The following is a 22,484-nucleotide window of genomic DNA, read 5'->3' as shown; positions in this document are numbered from 1 at the left end:
ATAAACTTGGACGAGCTTGTTTATGAAACCATTTTTATTATTGTTTTTTGGGATTATGATTCTGAATCAGAAGAATCATCTAAGGGTGAGGTGGTCAGAGTGCCAAAAATCGCATCTCCCAGAGTGCGTCCTTCGTCCTGCAATTTCCATGAAGTACCATCATTGATCAGGACGAAATCCACATCGGAGGTAGCAGAGGCAGTGTTGCTCTCAATGCTTTTCAAAAGCAGATCCAGAGATTTATCATATCGCTTCTGCGATCCGTCAATGACGGAATCCGGAGATGCAAGATAATCATCCAGACTGTGCTGATAATCGCTGAGAATGGCATTGCTGTCAAAAGTTGTGATTTCCGTAGTGACAGTAGCATTATAGCCATTGACGCTGCTTGTCTTAATTTTGAAATTAAAATTCTTATGTACCTGTTCTACAAGTGCTTCCGCGATAGAATTCTTTACAGAATCAGAGGTATTCATTATATCTACAACGCCAAGATAAGAGCTCATTTCTTCGAGATTCATTTTTTTCAGTGTATTGAAGTATACGGTCAGAGTATCTTCAGGAGAAAGAATATCGGGATCTGACAGATAGACCATGAGACCGCCGACAAGATCATTTTCCAGGGAATAATTCCGTCTGATCTCCCATTTCTCTTTTTTACCGTCACCTTTATTGGTCAGTTGAATGGTAGAATCTGTTACTGCTGAATCATACTTATTATTTGTGAGGAGCTGATTCAGTATCAGATAATGACCTTCCAGAGATTTGGAGGAATCTTTAATATTTCCTGCTTTTGCCTGGGCAGCTTCTGTGATTTTGGTTCTGAGCAGTTCTGCTGCAAAATCTGTTGCAAGAGATTTTGCATCAATGGTGGTAAGCTCAAGAGAAGCCTGGGCATTTTTTTTATCTTCGTCGACGCTGACATCCAGAACTTTATAATCAAATTGCTGGAAGAAAAGAGAAAATACATTCTGTATTTCGTCGGACAGTTTGGTATTTTCTGTTGCATCCGGAAACATCTCAGTATAGGAAATATATTTTTGGGTAGTATCAGAATCCAGATTTTTCAGTTGATCCAGTTCACTTTTGAGTACTTCTTCTGCATCTGAGCTGTCTGTACGGGAGCAGCCACAGAGCATAGACAGAGCCAGTACCAACAGTAATGAGAAGAGAACCGGGAGGAGACGTTTGATAATCTTCATACGTATTCTTTCCTTTCAAAATAATTCCACACTATTTTACCAGATTTTTTAAAAAATGTCAAAAATGCATAAATTATGAACGAATTTCATAAAAAAATGGTGAAAAAATTGTGAAATCTGCATCATTTAGCGTCAAAGCTTTCCTTTTCGAGAGGAATCTGCTATTATAGGAAAGTAAAGATTTCGGCTGCTGAAAAGAAAGAGTGTATAATAGCTAAAGTAAGTAGGCATACAACAGCAGCAAGGAGGTAATTATGAAGAAACGAATTCTTATCGTTTTGGGAATCCTTATCGCAGTCGGTGCTATTGGTACTGGTGTCTGGTATCATTTTTACGGCAACGGTCAGAGTGGAAATAATGATTCCATTGTATATGTTTCCAAGGTCAGTGTTCTTACCGGAGTGGAGTCAGCGGCAACGAATCGTTTTGCCGGAGTGGTAGAGCCCCAGGAAACGGTGAGTGTTAAGATAGAGAGTGGACGTAAGGTAAAGGAAGTTCAGGTAAAGACCGGAGATGAGGTTAAGGCCGGACAGCTTCTTTTTGAATATGATCTCAGCAGCATTCAGGATGATCTGCAGCAGGCAAAATTGGATCTGGACAGGCTGAAAAATGAACAAGTGAGCCTTACAGAGCAGATTGCTACTTTGGAAGCAGAGAAGAAGAAAGCAAAGTCAGAGGATCAGCTTTCCTATACAATTGAAATCGAAACCAATAAAATGAATCTGAAAAAAAATGAATATAATCAGAAGAGTAAGACTGCAGAAATTGAAAAGCTCCAGAATGCTACCGGCAATACAGAGGTGAGAAGTGAAATTGACGGTGTGATTCAGAAAATCGATACATCCAAAATGACCAGTGATGACGGGGATACAGTGGATGACAGTGATTCTTCAGATGTAATGTCAGGCGGAAGCAGTAATTCTGACAGTTCTGCTTTTATTACTATTCTGAGTACCGGTTCCTACAGAGTGAAAGGAAAGGTAAATGAGCAGAACAGAGATTCTGTTGTTCCTGGAGAAGCTGTGATTATCCGTTCCCGCGTGGACAGCACAAAGACATGGAAAGGAACCATGGGAAGTATTGATATGAATAATGGAACATCTGAGAGCAATGATGATATGAATATGATGGGTATGAGCAGCAGCTCAGATGAACAGACAACATCTACCTCCTATCCATTTTATGTGGAGTTGGATTCTTCTGACGGATTGATGCTGGGACAGCATGTATATATAGAAAGAGATATCGGGCAGGATGAACTGAAGGAAGGCCTGTGGCTCAGCGATTATTATATTGTGGATGCTGATACCAACGAGCCTTATGTATGGGCTGTCAATGATAAGAAAAAGCTGGAAAAAAGATATATAACTCTTGGAAAACATGACGATGATCTGGGCGAATATGAGATTATTGACGGACTGACCAAGAAGGATAGTATTGCGTTTCCTACAGATGCCCTGAAGGAAGGGGAAACTACAGAAGAGGGAGATATTACCCAGACTCTTGGTGAAGGTGAGGATGACCTCAGTATGGATATGACAGGAGCAGACAGTTATGCAATGCCGGATGATTCTGTGGATATGGAACCCATAGAAGAGAGTAGTGACGAAGACGTCGAGAATTTTGACGATTCTGAGGATACACTGGATCCAAATGAGGATTTGATCCCTATGGATGAAGCTCCGGGTATAAGTGCGGATGAGGATACGGAGGGAATTCAATGATACTGGAATTGAAAGGGATTTATAAAGAGTACCAGCAGGGAAAGATGAAGGTTCCGGTATTAAAAGATGTGAATTTTTCTATGGAAGAGGGAGAATATGTAGCAATTATGGGACCTTCCGGTTCAGGAAAGACCACACTTATGAATATTATAGGCTGCCTGGATAAACAGACAGAGGGAACCTTTTACCTGGACGGACAGGATATTAAAGCTTGTTCTGAAAATGCAATGTCGGATATCAGACTTCATAAGATCGGTTTTGTATTCCAGAGCTTTCATCTTCTTCCAAAGCAGAGTGCACTGGCAAATGTGGAAATGCCCTTAAATTATGCCAGGGTTCCAAAGAAGGAACGTAGAGAAAGGGCGCGGAAGGCGTTGGAAAGAGTGGGACTTGCAGATCGTGTGGATTTTAAGCCGAACCAGCTGTCCGGAGGACAGATGCAGAGAGTTGCTATTGCAAGGGCAATTGTGAATAATCCAAAGCTTCTGCTGGCAGATGAGCCAACAGGTGCTCTGGACAGTAAATCGGGAGCTCAGGTAATGGAGCTTTTTCAGAGACTAAATGAGGAAGGCGTATCAGTGCTTATGATCACTCATGATGCGGAGATTGCTTCCCATGCGAAAAGGGTGGTTACCATAAAAGATGGTATCCTTCAGGAAAAGAGGTGATTTCATGGGAAAATCCAGAAAAATAATCACCGGTATACTGGTAGTGGCTCTGGCAGGTACCGGAATTAGTGCGGGACTGATGCAGATGAAAAAAAACAGTGTGAAGACAGTAAATGTCACACCAGTCAGCGGCCTTCTGCAGCAGTATTATTCCAGCAATACTACCATTGATGGAACCGTAACAGCCAGTGCTTCTCAGACTGTAAGCGGGGATAAAGACCTGATCGTTGATCAGGTGTATGTAGCCAAGGGAGATGCTGTAAAAAAAGGAGATCCGCTGATTTCCTTTGATACTACCCTGGTAGAGATGGAGTTAAATATTGCAAAACTGAAAAAACAAAAACAGGAACAGGATTTGAACAAAGCACAGGCCAGACTGAAAAGCCTTCAGAATGGCGGTCCGGTGGAAGAGTCTGACGGAGGAGCAAATGCAGACAGTTCCGATGTTCCTGATAGCAGTGCCACAGATTCCGGGGATGATCTGGCTCCGGATACAACTTTATCTTCTGCAGCAGATATGAACGGTAATTATCTGGCTGTAGCATTTCGTCCCCTGTTGCTGAATGCTTTTACAGATGGAGGAGAGGTGGACGGAGAGACGGAAGCTGTTGAAGGAACAGAGAATGGACAGAGTGAGGAAACAAATACTGAAGAAGATACAGAACAGAGCATTAATGATACACCTGCTTATGGAGATCCTTCTGCCAGTGATTTCGGAGATGGAACAGAGAATTCCTTTGATGATTCTTCGCAGCTGACACCAACACCTACGCCAACCATTGATCAGAATATGACAGATGGTGAAGAGCCTTTTTATCAGAAGCTGGATGGTAAGACTATCCCCTATGCAGGAACCGGTACAGAGGAGGATCCATATATATTTCTATGTAGCAGTGCCAAAGAAAAGGTTACTGTGACAGGTGGCTTTTTCAATAAAATGGCAGGCTACAGTGAGGATGGAACCCAGATAGAGCATCAGGGAGGATATTGGTATCAGCTGGAATTTCATCAGTTAGATAAAATTGGAAATTATGAAGACCGTAAGGAATCCTGTACAGGATATTATCTGATCAACGGAAGCTTGCTGGAGAAATCGGTATATGAGTTTGCAGAGGTGGAATTTACTCTGGCAGATGCATCCAGATATGAAAACGATGATGATGCAGATAACGATGGCAGTGGCGGCGGAGACAGTACCGAACCTGCGGGGACAACTGTTTCCAGGGCAGATGCGATCAAATATCAGAACAGTAAGATAGCAAGTCTGAAGCTAGATATCCAGGAGAGTGATATCAAGATCTCACAACTGGAAAAGAAAGCAAATAAGAAGCTTGTAAGCAGTAAGCTGGATGGAATTGTTTCCTATGTGGGAGATGTGTCCAGTGGTACAACTACAGACGGTAAAGCATTGCTCAAGGTAAAGAGTGAAGATGGTTACTATGTAGTAGGCGCTGTCAGCGAACTGATGCTGGATACTGTGAAAGAGGGCACAAAGCTAAGCTGTACCAGTTATACATCAGGACAATTTGAGGCGGAAATAATGGATGTATCTGAATATCCGGTAGATTCTTACAATTATTATGGAGATAATAATCCCAATGTGTCCTATTATGCATTTACCGCTGTTGTTGACGATAAAAGCCTGCAGTTTGATACACCGGATTATGTAATGGTGGAGCTCCAGAATTCAGCGGCTGATAATGGCAGCATGGTTTTATCCAAGGCTTTTGTAAAGAGTGAAAACGGAAAAAACTATGTGTACAAGGATGATAACGGAATTCTGAAAAAGCAGGAAATCAGAGTGGGCGCAACTGTGGACGGCGGTTATGATATCATCATCAAGGGCGGTATCAGCAGCGATGACAAGCTGGCATTCCCTTATGGCAAGGATGCTGTTGAGGGCGCAAAAACCAACGAGGTAACTTTGGACTATATGTATAATCAATAGTAAGAAGGGAGAAATTTTATGATTGAAAATATACGCCTGGCTTTTCAGGGAATATGGTCACATATGATGAGATCCTTTCTGACAATGCTTGGCATTATTATTGGTATTGCTTCTATTATAGCAATTGTATCTACCATCAAGGGTACAAGTGAGCAGATTAAGGAAGATCTTATCGGATCTGGTTCCAATACGGTAAATATATATCTGTATGATGGCGACAATCAGTATGATTCAGAGTATGGATCCACTACAAGTCAGACACCGGTTCTCACAGATGATGTCAAAGATAAGATTCATGATCTGGATCACGTAGAGAATGCAACTTTTTATTACAACAGTTCTAGTGCTACCATTTATAATAATAACAATAGTCTTCAGGGTGGAAGTGTTTATGGTATCGATGTGAATTATCTGGCAACCTGTGGCTATGTGGTTCAGTCCGGAAGAGGATTTGTGACGGATGATTACAAAAAATATAATAAGGTAGCGCTGATTGATGACAATGCTGCACAGAATCTGTTTCCCTCGGAGAATCCTGTAGGGAAAACTGTGGAAATTAACCAGGAACCTTATACAGTGGTAGGCGTGATTCGCCAAAATGAAAACTATCAGCCAACGATTAGTAATCTTACTGATTATTATACATATCAGGAGAATATTATTGGAAATGTGATGATTCCTGACAGCTGTTGGCCAATTTCTTTTAAATTTGATGTGCCCCAGAATGCAGTGGTAAAAGCTGACAGTACGGATACTATGAGCACAGTGGGAAATGATGCGGCTGAAGTGCTGAATGAGCTGATTCCTTCAGCAGGAAACGGAAAGACATCTACTTTAAAATATAAGGCAGATGATATTATGAAGCAGGTAAGAAATATGCAGAAGCTGAGTGAAAGCACAAACAATCAGCTGATTTGGATCGCAAGTATATCCTTACTGGTTGGAGGCATTGGTGTTATGAACATTATGCTTGTGTCGGTTACGGAGCGTACCAAAGAGATTGGTCTGAAAAAGGCTATTGGTGCACGCAAAAAGACAATACTGGGTCAGTTTTTGACAGAGGCTTCTGTACTTACCAGTATTGGAGGCATTATCGGAGTTGTAACCGGCATCGGACTTTCTAAGGTTGTGGGAAAAGTAACAGGTTCACCGACTGCTATCAGTATTCCGTCTATTGTGGTGGCGGTACTTTTTTCTACAGTGATCGGTGTGGTATTTGGTCTGCTTCCGTCTGTAAAGGCTGCAAATCTGAATCCAATTGATGCGCTTAGAAGTGAATAAGATGAAAGGAATGCACTGATGTGAATGTCAGTGCTTCTTTTTTTTAATATGCTATTTTTTATGATATGAAAATTTTATGCTGTAAATTTTAAATTCCGGATTGAGATAGCCCCCAAATTATGTTAAACTAAACACAGTATGTATTTTTACATTGCATAGATGAAAACTATCAGCTGTTCACCTATGATCAGCAATACAGAAATTTTATTTATATGAAGGATGAATTAGAAGTAAAGGAGAAATGTATATGGGAAAAGTGGCCATTGTCACAGACAGTAACAGCGGCATAACGCAGGACCTGGCCAGGGATCTGGGAGTTAGTGTGATTCCTATGCCTTTTTATATTAATGAGAAGCTTTATCTGGAGGGGATTACTCTTTCTCAGGAAGAGTTTTATGAGCGTCTGAAAAATGAGGAATCTATCTCCACTTCACAGCCGGTACCGGCAGATGTGTGTGGATTATGGAATACACTTCTGGAAAGCTATGATCAGATTGTGCATATTCCAATGTCCAGCGGACTCAGTGCTTCTTGTGATACAGCCAGCGGACTGGCCCGGGAATATGATGGAAAAGTACAGGTAGTGGATAATCAGAGAATTTCTGTTACACAAAAACAGTCTGTACTGGATGCACTGACATTGAGAGATGCAGGCAGAGATGCCCTGCAGATCAGACAGGTTTTAGAGGAACAGAAATCAGATTCCAGTATTTATATTACTTTGGAAACTTTGAAATATCTGAAAAAGGGCGGCAGGATCACTCCTGCAGCGGCAGCAATCGGAACGGTTTTGAATTTAAAGCCGGTATTACAGATTCAGGGTGATAAGCTGGATGCCTATTCCAAGACTAGAGGTAAGAAACAGGCTAAGCGGGTTATGGTGAAAGCTATGCAGAATGATTGGGAAAATCGTTTTGCTGAATATGTAAAGCGTGGAGAAATGTGCCTGCAGTCTGCCTATGCAGGAAATGAAGAGGAGGCTCTGGAGTTTAAGAAAGAACTTGAAGAGGCTTTTCCGGGACAGGAGATAGTTTTAGATCCCTTATCTCTGAGTGTGGCCTGTCACATTGGATATGGAGCAGTAGCTGTAGCTTGTTCCAGAAGAGTCGTTGTAAAATAAACTTTTAGAAAAGATGTATTTCTGAGAGAATAATATTTAGTTGAGGAGTTAATAGAATGAAGAAACTTATGGAGCAGATGGCGGAAGAACTTTCCGCAGCATTTGAAAAAGCCGGATACGACCCATCCTACGGAAAAGTAACCGTATCCAACAGACCGGATCTTTGCGAATTTCAGTGCAACGGTGCTATGGCAGGAGCCAAAGCGTACAAGAAAGCGCCGTTTATGATCGCTGATGATGTAGTAGCATACTTAAAAGACAGCCGGGTTTTCTCCATGACAGAAGTCGTAAAACCAGGATTTATCAATTTGAAAGTAAAAGGTGAATTCCTTGCAGATTACTTAAAGGAAATGGCTGCAGACGAGAAACTTTCCGTATCAGCAGCAAAAGAGCCGAAAACAATCATCATCGACTACGGCGGACCAAATGTTGCAAAACCTCTTCATGTAGGACATCTTCGTTCTGCAATCATTGGTGAGAGTATTAAGAGAATTGGCCGTTTCGTAGGTCATAAAGTAATCGGTGATGTTCATCTGGGAGACTGGGGTCTTCAGATGGGACTGATCATTACAGAACTGAAACACAGAAAACCGGAGCTGGTTTATTTTGATGATTCTTATACGGGAGAATATCCGGAGAAAGCACCATTTACGATCAGTGAGCTGGAAGAAATTTATCCATGTGCAAGCGGCAAGTCCAAAGAGGATGAAGCGTACAGAAACGAAGCTCTGGAAGCAACTCATCTTCTTCAGCAGGGCAAACCGGGATACATGGCTCTCTGGAACCATATCATGAACGTATCCGTTACAGACCTGAAACGCAACTATGACAAATTAAACGTATCGTTTGATCTCTGGAAAAAGGAATCCGATGCACAGCCATATATTCCAGGAATGGTTGAGGAGATGAAAGAAAAAGGATTTGCCTATGTAGATCAGGGCGCACTTGTAGTAGATGTAAAAGAAGAGAACGACACAAAAGAGATTCCTCCATGTATGCTTCTGAAATCAGACGGAGCTTCTCTCTATACAACTACAGACCTTGCAACAATCGTAGAGCGTATGAAATTATTTAACCCGGATGAGATCCTGTATGTGGTAGATAAACGTCAGGAACTTCACTTTATCCAGGTATTCCGCTGTGCAAGAAAGACCGGGCTTGTAAAAGATGATACAAAGCTTTCCTTCCTTGGATTCGGAACCATGAACGGAAAAGACGGCAAACCGTTCAAGACAAGAGAGGGCGGCGTTATGCGTCTGGAAACTCTCATTAAAGACATCAACGAAGAGATGTTTACCAAGATTGTTGAGAATCGCAGCGTAAAAGATAAAGATGCGAAAGAAACTGCAGAGATCGTAGGGCTTTCAGCCATCAAATATGGTGACCTTTCCAATCAGGCTACCAAGGATTATATTTTTGATATTGACAGATTTACATCATTTGAAGGAAATACAGGTCCGTATATTCTGTATACAATCGTTCGTATCAAATCTATTCTGAACCGTTTCAAAGAAGAGGGTGGAAACCTTGAAGCAGGTGCAATCCTTGATCCTGTAAACGACAGTCAGAAAAACCTGATGCTTCAGCTGACAGGTTTCGGTGCAACTGTAGAGAACGCCTTTGAAGAAAAAGCACCGCATAAGATCTGTGCATATATTTACGAAGTATCCAATGCATTTAACAGCTTCTATCATGAGACAAAGATCCTTAGCGAAGAGAACGAAGCACAGAAAGCTTCCTTCATCCAGTTGCTGAAACTCACTAAGAAAGTTCTGGAGACGTGCATCGATCTTCTTGGATTCTCAGCACCGGACAGAATGTAAAAATAAAATTCAGCAATCAATCAACTTGTTGGTATACTAGTTACTGTTCACACACCACTATCCCGCGAGGCGTTTTGGCATGAATATGCCAAAATCCCGAGACATACAAGCCAAAATTTCATTGCCGCAGGCAATCTGGAATGAATTTTGGCTACGTTACTGAGAACGGAGTGAACAGTAACGTATACTAGGCCCTGTTTACATATATTGTAAATGGGGCTTTTCAAAAAGAACGAAATGTGCTATTCTGTATTTATCTAATCTATACGTGATGAAATTCTTCCATCATATTTTCCATTTTTATTTTAAACGAATTGTGAATATCTGCTTGGCTCAGATAAACTGCGGAGCAGTTATTCGGTTATGAGCAAGTAGCGAATCTGTTGATTTTATCTGTTTGACAATTGAACAGGAGGTGAACCAGTGAATTTATCTGGAACTGTATTAAAAGGGCGTTACTGTATTCTGGAGCCTGTTGGAAAAGGCGGTGGAGGGAAAGTTTACCTTGCCAGAGATCTGGAACTAGGCGTTTTGTGGGCGGTAAAAGAAATACCGGCATCCGGCAAAAGTGAAGCACGTATGCTTTTGAAGCTTTCACATCCGTCTCTGCCAAAGATGATAGATTATATAGAGGATAACCGGAAATGCTATCTTGTTATGGAATATGTCAAGGGAAAATCTCTGGGTGAGTGTTTAAGAGACGGAAAACATTTTTCCATAAATGAAATCATTAAATATGGAATGGAGATTTCAGAGGTATTCTCCTATTTTCATGGTCGGAAACCACCGGTTTATTTTGGGGATCTGAAGCCTGACAATCTGATGCTGGGTGAGAATGGCAGATTATATCTGATCGATCTGGGCGGTGCTGTAAATGGATATAAATATCATCATAAAGTATGCACAGGCACTGCCGGTTTTGCTGCGCCGGAACAATATGAGGGAAAGATAAATGCAGCAACAGATATTTATACATTTGGAAAAACATTATCTGCCTTATGTGGAAAAACAGATTATCTGTTATTCATCCGGAACATGTCATTATTCTGGCTTATTTTCAGATGCTGTATGAAGAAACCGGAAATGCGTTATCAAAATATGAAGATTGTACAGAAAAAACTAAGCAGAATCCAAAAGAGACAAAACCAGAGTAAAATTAAAAACATGTTGGTTTTGGCAGGAAGTAGTATTGCTTTTGCAGTAATAACTGTTTTTCTTCTGTTTAGTTCTGATTTGGTATCCGGTTCCAAAACATTTGATTTTTATGAAGAGCTAACTGATATTACAGACCTTTATTATCAGGAAGAATTTCAAAATGGCAGTAAAGCAGACAGGGAAATAATTTGTAAACAGGCAGATACCGGACTGCGAAAATTACAAAAACAATGCACAGAAAAAGAAGAGTCACGAAAGATTTTGCAGCTTCTGGCTGTAAACAGTGAGTATCGGCAAAATTATGAAAATGCAGGATTCTACTATGAGCAAATGCTTCTTTATGATGAAACTTACACAGCCGGATACGGTGAATATGGAATGTTCTTATTCCGTACCGGACAAAAGGAAGCCGGTCAGACACTATGGACAGAATATAAGTTGAAAGAAACAATGTTAGACGATACAGTCAGCAGAAATCTGAGATTGTGGGAAAAGGAGATGACTAAAAGTGAAGAAAAATCATAACAGACTCTGGATTGTGACATTTGTATGTTTATGCCTGTGCCTGACTTCGACTATTTCTGCCATGCAGATGGGAGGCTTTAATATTGATGTAGGAAATGGAGAAAGCAGTAGCTGGCAATGGCAGGAACAGCAGCAGTGGAATCAGAGCAGTTGGGAGAATACGTGGGAAAATAACTGGCAGACTGAAGACAACACATCAGAAACTCCTGTACAGAACAATCAGACCCAGGACAATGGATATCAGTATGATTCTGATACAGGAAACGGAACACAGGATAATATACAGCAATGGGATGGTGTACAACAGAATAACACTGACTGGAATAACGGCAGTCAATGGAACAGTGATTCTCAGTGGGATAATAATTTTCAGGATAATAATGTCCAGAATAATAATGCACAGAATAATAACGTTCAGAGTAATAATGCTTGGAATAATAATTCTGCAGGGAATAATCAATCTCAGACGGGTAACAATATGCAGGCAACATCCCAGACGGATAATGAATCCACTGTTAAGATGCCAGAAAATCCCGCTCCAACATCAACATCTGTACCAACACCCAAACCTACGAAACATCCGAAGCCAACAAAAACGCCTAAATCAACTCAGACACCAACGCCTAAGTCATCAAAAAAGAAAAATAAGAAGAAACAAAATAAAGTAAAGAAAACAGAAAAAGAAAACACGAAGACAGATAATTCCAAAGTGCTTCAAAATAAAGAAGACCAGGGGAATACTGCTGAATACACGCATGTAAAAGATGAATCTGTTAAGTTTTATTGCATACAAAATACAGATAGCTCCCATACCCCGCAAATTCAGATAATATCTCAAGGCTCCGTTCAGATTCTGTCTTTTCGGATTAACAAAACAGAATGTCCCTGGCATTGGGAAGGAGACAGGATCATACCGGAGACAGAAGATAAAAATGTAAAAGAAATAGAATTGTTGGTTATTTCTCAAGGTGGAAAGCTGATAAAAATGGATCCCTGGATTTTTTCTGCATAGACGCTTCAGGAAAACAATGATATAATCTATCATATTATATCAATTTTTCTGAGACAGGAGGAATCTATGTACAAAGTAATTTTGTTTGATTTAGATGGAACATTAACAGAATCCGGAGAGGGTATCACCAAGTCTGTTCAATATGCACTGGAGAGAATCGACAAGCCTGAACCAGACCTTGAGAAACTGAAGGTTTTCGTAGGACCGCCGCTTATGGAAATGTTTAAGAAATATGCGCAGATTGACGAAGAAACTGCAAAAAAAGCAGTGGAAATTTACAGAGAACGTTATTCTGTAACAGGAATTTTTGAGAATGCAGTATATCCGGGAATTGAGGACATGCTGGCACAGCTAGAGAAGAAAGGGTATATTCTTGCGGTAGCATCCTCTAAACCGGAAGTATATGTGAGACAGATTCTGGATCATTTTGGACTTGCCCGGTACTTTACAGAAATCGGCGGAAGCGAAATGAATGGTCGAAGAACAAACAAGACAGAAGTGATCGAAGAAGTTCTGAAGCGTCTGAATATGGACAAACACAGAGATCAGGTTATTATGGTCGGAGATAAAGAACATGATGTATACGGAGCACGCAAAGCAGGTCTGGAATGTATTGCGGTTTCTTTTGGATATGGAACAGAAGAAGAGCTTAAAAAGGCAGAACCTCTGAAAATTGTTGATTCTGCAGAAGGAATCGTAGATTTTTTCGCCTGAGCCCTCTGCGAAAACAAAATATTGTTTCTAAAATCTGGAGGGCAGGATATCCGGCAGGAATTCATTTTGTGATTTCGCAGATCGTTGCAGGAACTGCGCTGGCAGTATTTGCAAGAACAGCAGGGAATTCGGCAGAGGCGTACTATAATCACACGATTTTTCTCACAGGCTTAACAGGAATCCTGGCTATGATCCCGGCATTGTATTTTTATGGAAGAGATAAAGTCAGAAGAATTGCCGGCGGCCTGATCCCAGCGCAAAAAAAAGTATCGCTTTCTATATCGGAAATAGTTCTTTTGCTTCTGGCAGGAGCCGGACTTGCACAATATGGAAACTTTTTGATGGCAATACTTCAGTCATTTATCAACAGCACCACCTATCAGGAGAGCATGACCAGAATTACAGAAGGAAAATCACTTTTTATGATGATTTTCTGGATGGGAATCGTTGCGCCGGCAGCAGAGGAAATGATCTTTCGCTGGTTAATCTATCTGCGTCTGCGTGACTGGATGAAGCTGCCGGTGGCAGCAGTGATTTCCGGAGTGATCTTTGGTATTTATCACGGAAATATGGTGCAGGGAATATACGCAAGTATCCTTGGAACAGCATTTGCATGGATACTGGAAATGAGTGGAAATATTTACAGCAGTATGTTGCTTCATATGGGGGCCAATATCTGGTCACTGGTAATTACAGAATATGCACTGGATATGTTTTCCATGAAATATGGTGTACAGATTTTGATATTGATCTATCTGATTCTGCTGGCCAGCGTAGTGTACTGTCTTACTCATTTTGAAAAAATGTACAGTGTAAGAAAAAAGAAGAGAATGATATAAAAAATCTGCCATAGAAAGCAGATGATGATTAACAGGAGAATGTAATGGGAAAAGCAGTTCGTCTGGATAAGTTTCTGGCAGATGCAGGAGCAGGGACCAGAAGTGAGGTAAAAAAATATATTCAAAAGGGAAAAGTCCAGGTCAATGGTGTGCCTGTAAAGAAACCGGAGATCAAGGTCAGTGAAGAGGATGAGATAATTCTGGATGGAAACAGAATTTCCAAGGCATCGGAATTTGTCTATTATCTTCTGCATAAACCTGCAGGTTATGTCAGTGCAACAGAGGATAAGCGGGACAGAACAGTGATGGAACTGGTGCCATCAGACAGGAAAGGCATGTTTCCGGTAGGGAGACTGGATAAAGATACAGAAGGTCTGCTTCTGATCACAGATGACGGAGCACTGGCACATGAACTTCTTTCTCCGAAGAAACATGTAGACAAAACTTACTATGCTGTCACAGATGGGTGCATGACAAAAGAAGATGTACAGAGATTTGCTGAGGGCCTGGAGATCGGAGAAAAAAAACCGACTATGCCTGCAAAACTGGAAATCCTCAGTACCAGAAAAGTAGAAGAGACAGAACTGGAACAGTATCCGTCAGGTTGGTCTTCGGAGATTCAGCTTATGATCAAAGAGGGCAAATTTCATCAGGTGAAGCGAATGGCAGAAGCAGTAGGAAAGAAAGTGGTCTATCTGAAACGAATTTCCATGGGAGTATTAACATTGCCGGATGACCTGAAAAAAGGCGAATGCCGTCAGCTGACTGCTGAAGAAGAAAAAAAACTGAAAGACAGCATTGGCAGATCTTGAAAAACCTGTAAAAATAATAAAAAATTTGCAAAAAACCCTCTTTACATGGAGGGTTTTTGTATGCTATACTACAGAAGTTGCGAGTCATGCGCATCTATTGCGTGTGCAAAAATATACACGTTCGGAGATTCCCGCGGATGGTGCCCTGCGGTGTGAGGCTGGGTCCCCAGGAAAAAGAACCGGGCGGAAGAAATTAACCAAAAAAGGAGAACAAACATGAGCGTTATTTCAATGAAACAGCTTTTAGAAGCAGGTGTACATTTCGGACATCAGACAAGAAGATGGAACCCTAAAATGGCTCCATACATCTACACAGAGAGAAACGGTATCTACATCATCGACTTACAGCAGTCTGTAGGTATGGTTGACGATGCTTACAATGCAATCGCTGATATCGTAGCAGACGGTGGAAACATCTTATTCGTAGGAACAAAGAAACAGGCTCAGGATGCTATCAAAACAGAAGCAGAGCGTTGCGGACAGTTCTATGTAAACGAGAGATGGTTAGGTGGTATGCTTACAAACTTCAAAACTATCCAGAGCCGTATTGCAAGACTGAAACAGATCGAAGCTATGGAAGCTGATGGAACATTTGACGTTCTTCCTAAGAAAGAAGTTATTGAGCTGAAAAAAGAACTTGCCAAATTACAGAAAAACATTGGTGGTATCAAAGAAATGAAGAGACTTCCAGATGCAATCTTCATCGTAGATCCTAAGAAAGAAAGAATCTGCGTACAGGAAGCTCATACATTAGGAATCCCGCTTATCGGTATCTGCGATACAAACTGTGATCCGGAAGAACTGGATTATGTAATTCCTGGTAACGATGATGCAATCCGTGCAGTAAAATTAATCGTTTCCAAAATGGCAGACGCTGTTATCGAAGCAAAACAGGGTACTGCAGATGTAGACGGTGAAATCGAAGCTGAATCTGAAGAGTTCGCAGCTACAGAAGAATAATTTTTTGAACCAGTACAGGAAAGCCGACAGGCTTTCCTGTCATTGAAAAAGGAAAAGCCCCTCCGGGCGATTTACGAATATTATTCAGGAGGAAAATGAAATGGCTATCACAGCAGCACAGGTAAAAGAATTAAGAGAAATGACCGGCGCCGGAATGATGGATTGTAAGAAAGCTCTTACAGCTACAGAAGGTGATATGGATAAAGCAGTAGAATTCCTTCGCGAAAAAGGTCTTGCTACAGCACAGAAGAAAGCAAGCCGTGTAGCAGCAGAAGGTCTTTGCAAAACTTTAGTTTCCGAAGACGGAAAGAAAGCAGTTGTTGTAGAAGTTAACGCTGAGACAGACTTCGTAGCTAAGAATGAAAAGTTCCAGAACTACGTTGCAGATGTAGCAGCTCAGGCTATGAACACAACAGCAGCAGATATCGATGCTTTCCTTGCAGAAGCATGGGCACTTGATACAACTAAGACTGTTAAAGAAGCTCTTGCAGCTCAGATCGCAGTTATCGGCGAGAACATGAACATCAGAAGATTTGCTCAGGTTACAGAAGAGAACGGTTTCGTTGCTTCCTACACACATATGGGCGGTAAGATCGGTGTTCTTGTAGATGTTGAAACAGACGTAGTTAACGATGCTGTTAAAGAAATGGCTAAGAACGTAGCAATGCAGATTGCAGCTCTGAAACCACAGTATACAAGTGACAGCGAAGTAAGTGCAGAATACATTGAGCATGAGAAAGAAATCCTTATGGCTCAGATCCAGAACGATCCTAAGGAATCCCAGAAACCTGCTAAGGTTATCGAAGGAATGATCACAGGACGTATCAAAAAAGAGCTTAAAGAAATCTGCCTTCTTGACCAGACATACGTTAAAGCTGAAGATGGAAAACAGTCTGTAGCTAAATACGTAGAGCAGGTTGCTAAAGAAAACGGTGCTAAGATTACTGTTAAAGGTTTCGTACGTTACGAGACAGGTGATGGTATCGAAAAGAAAGAAGAGAACTTTGCAGAAGAAGTTGCAAAGCAGATGGGCATTTAAGCGAACTTTTCAAGTAAATTTAACATGAAATGATTTAAGGCTTCGGAAGCCTTATAAACACAGCATTTTCTAGTGGTTATAAGGTTTTCGGGGCCTTTTTCCTGTTCTGAGGATAAAAAGCGGAAATACCGTCAGGCACCGCCAAAAATCGTCAAAAATCACTTCAAATTGAGTATTACTCACATCATGGTTTGAGTAAAATGAGTATCCACAATATTCAGCGAAGTTACTCAAGTTATCGCAATTTCTAAAATTACCCAATTTTCATCAAAACATTATTATTAGAAATTTTATAGGAGGTCATGACGATGACAGGTACAGCGTTAGGTGCAAACAGCGGGAAATCTACTCGCACAATAACTTTTAAGAACGAAGCACACAAGAAATTCTACATGGAATATCTGCAGAAGTGCAGATACCAGGATGTGTACCACAAGGCATTGGTATATTGTCTCGGATTAAATTCAGACACAAGAGATCATGTGGACAGAATTTATGATTTTAAAGAAGGATATGTTAAGCCGGAATGTCTGTATGAAGGCTGGCAGACCAGCGGCAGCATGAAAGTGGTTCGGATGGCGTATAACCTTTACTGCAATGGAACGCCCAGTGTTTTGGATATCGAAGATGCAGAAAGAAAACTGGAAGAATGCAGTTGTTATACCGTGGAAGAACTTTTTTGCTGCGGCTATGCAAGATATTTTTGGGAGGCAATTAAAATCCGTTATCCGGAATACTGCTTCTATCAGGATTGGGAGGATATGTATGCTGAAAATTAGGCTTCAAGGAACAACAAATGATATTAAATGGTTCAAAAAAATCCTTGAAAGGGATAAACGAATTAACGTGTTGGATGTTTCCGAGCCGTATGCCAATAAAGGGACAAAAAAGTATTATCGTGTGTATGCAGAAGTAGAAAAGAACAGACAGTGAGTCAGGAGGATAAAGTTATGTGCAGAGTGATAGCGGTGTCTAACCAGAAAGGTGGAGTCGGCAAGACCACCACAAGCATCAACTTGGGTGTTGGACTGGCAAGAATGGGACAGAGAGTGTTGTTGGTTGATTCCGATCCGCAGGGGCATCTGACCCTCGGGTTGGGGTTCCCGAAAAATATCCGGGTGACATTGAAGAACATGATGGAAAATATCATCATGGGAATAGAGTTTGACCCGAAAGAAGCGGTTTTACATCATAAAGAAGGTGTGGACGTGATTCCGTCCAATAAACTGCTTACAGGTATGGACATGTCTCTGATTACGGTGGATGACCGGGAAAAGGTTCTGAAAGAATATCTGGAAATGATGACAGACGATTACGATTTTATCATTATCGACTGTATGCCATCTTTGGGTATGTTGACGATCAATGCCATGAGTGCTGCCAACAGTGTCTTGATACCAGTTCAGCCCCAGTATTATGCTGCGGATGGATTGACGGAACTGCTGAAAGTAGTAAAAGGAACAAAAAAGCGTTATAATCCGGAAATTGAGGTGGAAGGTATCCTGTTTACGATGGACAGCGCCCGGTATAACAATTCCAAACGGAATAAGAAAGCAGTCAAAGAGGCGTATGGAAAGGAAATGAGGGTATTTGAAAACTCCATTCCCCGTTCAGAAGCGATAGCGGAGATTGCCTCGGAAGGTATCAGTATTTTTGCATATGACAGCCGGAGTAAAGGTGCAAAAAGCTATGAAATGCTGGCGCAGGAGGTGTTGAACCGTGCGTAGACCACAGAAGGATATTCAGTTAACCACTTATGACGATCTGCTTGGTATCAGTGAAACGGCTGATGCTGGCATGGACAAAGTAATCGAAGTTCCGTTGGCGGAATTATTCCCATTTAAAAACCATCCATTTCATGTTCTGGATGATGAAAAGATGGACGAAACTGTAGAAAGTATCCGGAGTTACGGTGTACTTAATCCGGCATTGGTAAGACCAAGAGCAGAGGGAGGTTATGAACTTGTTGCCGGTCATAGACGAAAAAGAGCCTGTGAGCTGGCAGGCAGGGATACTATGCCGGTGATTGTCCGGGACTATTCGGATGATGAATCCGTGGTGATCATGGTGGATTCCAATATCCAGAGAGATAACATCCTGCCAAGTGAAAAAGCCTTTGCTTATAAGATGAAACTGGAGGCTTTGAAACATCAGGGAGTGAAATCTGAAACCGCGAGTGATGCCGAGACAGCCGATCTGGTAGGAAAGGAAGCTGGGGACAGCGGAAGAAAGGTACAGAGGTATATCAGGCTGACGGAACTTCTTCCGGAATTGCTGGAACTGGTAGACAGAGGAAATATTAAAGTTTCTCCGGCTGTATCACTTTCTTATCTTTCAAAAGAAGAACAGAAATGGGTCCTGCAGTGCGTTGTCGGGAGAACAGCATCTGTAAGCGGGACAATGGCAGATCAACTGAAAAAGCACAGTGAAGAGGGAAAACTGACGGAGCTTGCTGTGGAACTGATCTTGTGCGAAGAAAAGAAAGAAACGGGAAAAGTAACGCTGCCGGGTAAAGTGAAGCAGTATTTTCCGAAAGATTACAGTAACCAACAGATAGAACAGGTCATTTTTGAATTGCTTGAGAACTGGAAAAACAGCCAGTAAGAAATGGGAAGGAGGGAAAGCAAAATGGCAAAACACGATGTTGAATTTGATTATTTCCATGGTTATGAGTCGGAGCAGTTTGCTTTTTACCGTATTCCCAAAGTATTGTTCACAGATGACTATTTCAAGGATCTGTCCAGCGATGCAAAAGTGCTTTATGGTCTGATGCTGGACAGAATGTCCTTGTCCATCAAAAACAACTGGATTGACGAGGAGGACAGGGTGTACATTATTTTTACTCTGGAGCAGGTTATGCAGTATATGAATTGCGGAAAGGATAAGGGAGTAAAAATTCTTGCCGAGCTGGATACCGGAAAAGGGATTGGCCTGATTGAGCGTGTAAAGCGTGGATTAGGTAAACCTGCCATTATTTATGTGAAAAGTTTTCTGATCAAGGACAGACAGGAGTGCATGGAGTCTGCTGATGAGAAGGAAAATTGCGAGTCCGCTGAAGAAAATCAGGAAGCAGAAGCAGCCGAAGTCAAGACTTCTGAAAAACCGAAGTCTGGAGTTCTGGAAAACCGAAGTCTGGAGGTCGGAAAAACCGAAGTCTGGAGGTCGGAAAAACCGAAGTCCGGAAGTCGGAAAAACCGAAGTGCAGAGGTCGGGAAAACCGACCCTAATAATACTTATATTAACAAGAATTATATGAGTAATACTGATCTTATCAATCCATCAGTGGAAGTGCAGGGTAACAGGACAGAAGATAGGATTGATGCGATGGATGTCATACAGGCATACACCGATATTGTGAAAACCAATATTGATTATGACATTTTAATCCAGGGATGCAGGACTGGTGACCGTGAGTACATAGACGAGATCGTAGAGCTTCTGGTTGAGACTATCAGCATTGACCGGGAGACAGTTATGATCAGCGGGGCGGAATATCCGTATCAGTTTGTAAAAAATAAGCTTCTGAAGGTAAATTATTCCCATATCCAGTATGTGCTTGAATGCCTGCATGATACGACAACAAAGGTCCGGAATGTGAAAGCGTATTTGCTGACCTGCCTGTTTAATGCTCCAAGTACGATTGGCAATTACTACAGGGCAGAGGTCAACCATGATATGTATGGAGGAGGTTGGAGCAATGGTTAAGGAGATTTGGAAAAAAGTAATATGGCCGGTGATGGCAGTTCTCTTTCTGGCAGTGGTTTTCCGGCCACTTTGTATGGCAGAGTGCGGTATTGATTACTGGAAACTGCTGTTCCTGATGGGAATACCGTTTGGGGTACAGAAGATGTTTGTCTGGTTGATACCCAGCGGTTACGGTATTGGTGAAACAGTTGGTATATTTGCATTGAACCTGTTGGTCGGTGGGATTATCGGTATTTTCATACTGGTATGGCGTTTACTGGAAGCGGTTTTTATACTGGCAAAAGGACTTGTTTCGGGAGTTACACGAATGACTGGTGTGTGTCGATAATTGAATGAAACGGAGGTCTGAGATGGACAGAAAATTGATGGAGCAGATGTTTTATGAAGGCGTCATGCCAAGAGAGCAGTGCTGTCCCCGAAAGAAAGAATACCATGACACCATGAAATTATGCAATACCGTGGAAGTGGAGTTTGCCAGCCATCTGTCCCCGGAACTGGCACAAATGTTTCAGGATTACAAAGATTATTCAGCACAGCTTGCTGCCATGGAAAACGGGGAGCATTTTATACAGGGGATGGCAATGGGGATACGCCTGACAGCGGAGGCATTTACACTGGAAGATAATAAAACAGAATAACCCATGAAGGAGAAGCAGCCGGTTTATTGATCTGGTTGCTTTTTCTCTGTCTATGAGGCCATGGAGCAAGGAGAATGAAGATGGAGATTGTGTTGTTAGGTGTGATTATTATCACCTTCCTGTTTTTTGTATTTCTGGTATGCTGTTTTGTTCTGTCAGCAAAAGAACTGGAAGAGGAAATAGGGAATCTTGGATACGAAGAAAAAGAAGGGAATTGAGCAGATGGATGTAGCAGAAAAAATCAGATACTTTCGCCAGAAAAAAGGGTTGTCGCAGGAACAGCTTGGGAAAAGAGCAGGCATTCACGAAAACACCATCCGGAAATATGAACTGGGTATAAGAAAACCAAAGCTTGACCAGTTAAAGAAGATAGCCGGTGGGCTTGAGGTCAGTGTAATAGAATTTATAGATATTGAGATTGAGAATGAAGCGGATCTGATTGCAGTGTTGAAAAAAATCAGTCCGTTTTTTAAATGGGAAAACATCGGAAGAATATTGGAACAGGGAGAACAGAGATGATTGTAGTTTATTTTCTGGCAGCACAGGTAGTTATGGCATTGTTTTTTTATCCATTGTTGGTTGCCGGTAAAAGGGCAGATGAAGAAATGGGACTTTTATTTGAACGTAGATTTCAGGAGAATGGACAGAGAGAATTGGAGGATAAGATGGAGTCACAGAGAGATGTATTAAGAACAATTGAGAAAGAGATCAGCAAGGGAAGCGCACCGGTACATTTTGAAGGAATGGAATTTGAGAAAGACAGTTACCATCTGGTTGACAGCCAGGCAAAAATGAACCAGCTTCTTGATTATTTTTTCCGTGTTGAGGAATACGGAGGTATTGCTGGCAAGCTGCTGAAAAGCAATGTTTATATGGATGCTGCAGGGAAAAAGCCGACTTTCCGGACAGCAAAATCAGAGTTTGACAGAAAACGGATGGAAATGGCGGCAAAGCAGTGGATTAAGAAAAAACGGCCATCTTTTGACGGGGATGTGTATATAGAAAATGTGAAGTGTGTCCTTAGTCTGACAGAAGAAGAAAAGGAAAAGAGGAAATGCAGAGTAAACGGTGAAGAGACTGCGGCACTGATCTTCAGTAGAAAGCATCTGGCAGCATTGTATCTGCAGAGCCTGATGTACCGGAAAGAATTGGCGTTGCAAAAAGGTTTATTGGAAGATATGTCGGAGATCTGCAATCGGATTTATCAGTTGGAGAATGTGGATGTGCTGTTCCAGTGTATGATGATGGATATGGCAAGTTGGGATGAGGACAAATTATACATTCAGTTTTCAACGATGTTTCTTCTGGAAAAATGATAA

At 41.5% G+C, this 22,484-nt stretch carries 24 protein-coding genes; 23 read left to right on the top strand and 1 reads right to left on the bottom strand.

Features of this window, described 5'->3' with window-relative positions:
* Positions 1-53: 53 nt before the first annotated feature.
* Positions 54-1,202 (bottom strand): hypothetical protein, encoded by a 1,149-nt coding sequence (locus tag ACTNDS_RS11025; protein WP_441035721.1) that lies wholly within the window; start codon positions 1,200-1,202, stop codon positions 54-56.
* Between the two features lie 254 nt (positions 1,203-1,456).
* On the opposite strand from ACTNDS_RS11025, the gene ACTNDS_RS11020 reads away from it, so the two are divergent.
* The 23 genes from ACTNDS_RS11020 (at position 1,457) to ACTNDS_RS10910 (ending at position 22,481) form a co-directional block, all read left to right on the top strand.
* Positions 1,457-2,926, top strand: coding sequence for an efflux RND transporter periplasmic adaptor subunit (locus tag ACTNDS_RS11020; protein WP_441035719.1), 1,470 nt, complete (start codon positions 1,457-1,459; stop codon positions 2,924-2,926).
* Positions 2,923-3,594, top strand: coding sequence for an ABC transporter ATP-binding protein (locus ACTNDS_RS11015; protein ID WP_019162123.1), 672 nt, complete (start codon positions 2,923-2,925; stop codon positions 3,592-3,594). Before ACTNDS_RS11020 ends, ACTNDS_RS11015 begins: the two co-directional genes overlap by 4 nt.
* A 4-nt stretch (positions 3,595-3,598) precedes the next feature.
* Positions 3,599-5,542 (top strand): hypothetical protein, encoded by a 1,944-nt coding sequence (locus ACTNDS_RS11010; protein WP_441035716.1) that lies wholly within the window; start codon positions 3,599-3,601, stop codon positions 5,540-5,542.
* 18 nt (positions 5,543-5,560) lie between these two features.
* Positions 5,561-6,823 carry an ABC transporter permease gene (locus tag ACTNDS_RS11005; RefSeq protein WP_173742471.1) on the top strand — a complete coding sequence of 421 codons (1,263 nt, stop codon included), beginning with the start codon at positions 5,561-5,563 and terminating at the stop codon, positions 6,821-6,823.
* A gap of 247 nt (positions 6,824-7,070) precedes the next feature.
* On the top strand, positions 7,071-7,943 hold the full coding sequence (locus ACTNDS_RS11000; RefSeq protein WP_441035714.1) for a DegV family protein: 873 nt from the start codon (positions 7,071-7,073) through the stop codon (positions 7,941-7,943).
* 56 nt (positions 7,944-7,999) lie between these two features.
* Positions 8,000-9,766 carry an arginine--tRNA ligase gene (gene argS, locus ACTNDS_RS10995; RefSeq protein WP_177284849.1) on the top strand — a complete coding sequence of 589 codons (1,767 nt, stop codon included), beginning with the start codon at positions 8,000-8,002 and terminating at the stop codon, positions 9,764-9,766.
* A gap of 423 nt (positions 9,767-10,189) precedes the next feature.
* On the top strand, positions 10,190-11,446 hold the full coding sequence (locus ACTNDS_RS10990) for a serine/threonine protein kinase (protein WP_441035711.1): 1,257 nt from the start codon (positions 10,190-10,192) through the stop codon (positions 11,444-11,446).
* Entirely contained in the window at positions 11,430-12,458 is a 1,029-nt protein-coding gene (locus tag ACTNDS_RS10985) for a hypothetical protein (RefSeq protein WP_441035710.1), read from the top strand. The genes ACTNDS_RS10990 and ACTNDS_RS10985 overlap by 17 nt, the downstream gene beginning before the upstream one ends.
* 66 nt (positions 12,459-12,524) lie before the next feature.
* A complete protein-coding gene (locus ACTNDS_RS10980; protein WP_441035708.1) occupies positions 12,525-13,172 on the top strand; it encodes an HAD-IA family hydrolase in 648 nt (215 codons plus the stop codon).
* Positions 13,173-13,240: 68 nt separating this feature from the next.
* Positions 13,241-14,011: a lysostaphin resistance A-like protein gene (locus ACTNDS_RS10975; RefSeq protein WP_441035707.1), complete on the top strand. Its 771-nt coding sequence runs from the start codon at positions 13,241-13,243 to the stop codon at positions 14,009-14,011.
* Between the two features lie 44 nt (positions 14,012-14,055).
* Entirely contained in the window at positions 14,056-14,823 is a 768-nt protein-coding gene (locus ACTNDS_RS10970) for a pseudouridine synthase (protein WP_128868038.1), read from the top strand.
* A gap of 216 nt (positions 14,824-15,039) precedes the next feature.
* A complete protein-coding gene (gene rpsB / locus ACTNDS_RS10965; RefSeq protein WP_062807791.1) occupies positions 15,040-15,783 on the top strand; it encodes a 30S ribosomal protein S2 in 744 nt (247 codons plus the stop codon).
* A gap of 100 nt (positions 15,784-15,883) precedes the next feature.
* On the top strand, positions 15,884-16,822 hold the full coding sequence (gene tsf, locus ACTNDS_RS10960; RefSeq protein ID WP_441035704.1) for a translation elongation factor Ts: 939 nt from the start codon (positions 15,884-15,886) through the stop codon (positions 16,820-16,822).
* Between the two features lie 308 nt (positions 16,823-17,130).
* Entirely contained in the window at positions 17,131-17,601 is a 471-nt protein-coding gene (locus tag ACTNDS_RS10955) for a DUF6075 family protein (protein ID WP_441035702.1), read from the top strand.
* Entirely contained in the window at positions 17,588-17,755 is a 168-nt protein-coding gene (locus tag ACTNDS_RS10950) for a hypothetical protein (RefSeq protein WP_441035700.1), read from the top strand. The genes ACTNDS_RS10955 and ACTNDS_RS10950 overlap by 14 nt, the downstream gene beginning before the upstream one ends.
* A 17-nt stretch (positions 17,756-17,772) precedes the next feature.
* Positions 17,773-18,549, top strand: coding sequence for a ParA family protein (locus ACTNDS_RS10945; protein WP_441035698.1), 777 nt, complete (start codon positions 17,773-17,775; stop codon positions 18,547-18,549).
* A complete protein-coding gene (locus ACTNDS_RS10940; RefSeq protein WP_441035697.1) occupies positions 18,542-19,426 on the top strand; it encodes a ParB/RepB/Spo0J family partition protein in 885 nt (294 codons plus the stop codon). Before ACTNDS_RS10945 ends, ACTNDS_RS10940 begins: the two co-directional genes overlap by 8 nt.
* A 24-nt stretch (positions 19,427-19,450) precedes the next feature.
* Entirely contained in the window at positions 19,451-20,527 is a 1,077-nt protein-coding gene (locus ACTNDS_RS10935) for a DUF6017 domain-containing protein (RefSeq protein ID WP_441035695.1), read from the top strand.
* The gene (locus ACTNDS_RS10930; protein ID WP_441035693.1) at positions 20,520-20,855 is read left to right on the top strand and encodes a DUF6050 family protein; all 336 of its coding nucleotides are present in this window, start codon (positions 20,520-20,522) and stop codon (positions 20,853-20,855) included. Before ACTNDS_RS10935 ends, ACTNDS_RS10930 begins: the two co-directional genes overlap by 8 nt.
* A gap of 22 nt (positions 20,856-20,877) precedes the next feature.
* Entirely contained in the window at positions 20,878-21,165 is a 288-nt protein-coding gene (locus tag ACTNDS_RS10925; protein ID WP_287779360.1) for a DUF6809 family protein, read from the top strand.
* A gap of 74 nt (positions 21,166-21,239) precedes the next feature.
* Complete coding sequence (locus ACTNDS_RS10920; RefSeq protein ID WP_441035692.1) at positions 21,240-21,383, top strand: hypothetical protein; 144 nt, start codon at positions 21,240-21,242, stop codon at positions 21,381-21,383.
* Positions 21,355-21,684, top strand: coding sequence for a helix-turn-helix domain-containing protein (locus ACTNDS_RS10915; RefSeq protein ID WP_441035690.1), 330 nt, complete (start codon positions 21,355-21,357; stop codon positions 21,682-21,684). Before ACTNDS_RS10920 ends, ACTNDS_RS10915 begins: the two co-directional genes overlap by 29 nt.
* Positions 21,681-22,481: a hypothetical protein gene (locus ACTNDS_RS10910; RefSeq protein WP_441035688.1), complete on the top strand. Its 801-nt coding sequence runs from the start codon at positions 21,681-21,683 to the stop codon at positions 22,479-22,481. Before ACTNDS_RS10915 ends, ACTNDS_RS10910 begins: the two co-directional genes overlap by 4 nt.
* Positions 22,482-22,484 lie beyond the last annotated feature (3 nt).

The sequence above is a fragment of the Blautia sp. HCP3S3_C12 genome (assembly GCF_052064155.1).
Lineage (GTDB): Bacteria > Bacillota > Clostridia > Lachnospirales > Lachnospiraceae > Blautia_A.
The sequence above is the reverse complement of the archived record's forward strand: the minus strand, read 5'-3'. Positions and strand labels throughout refer to the sequence as shown.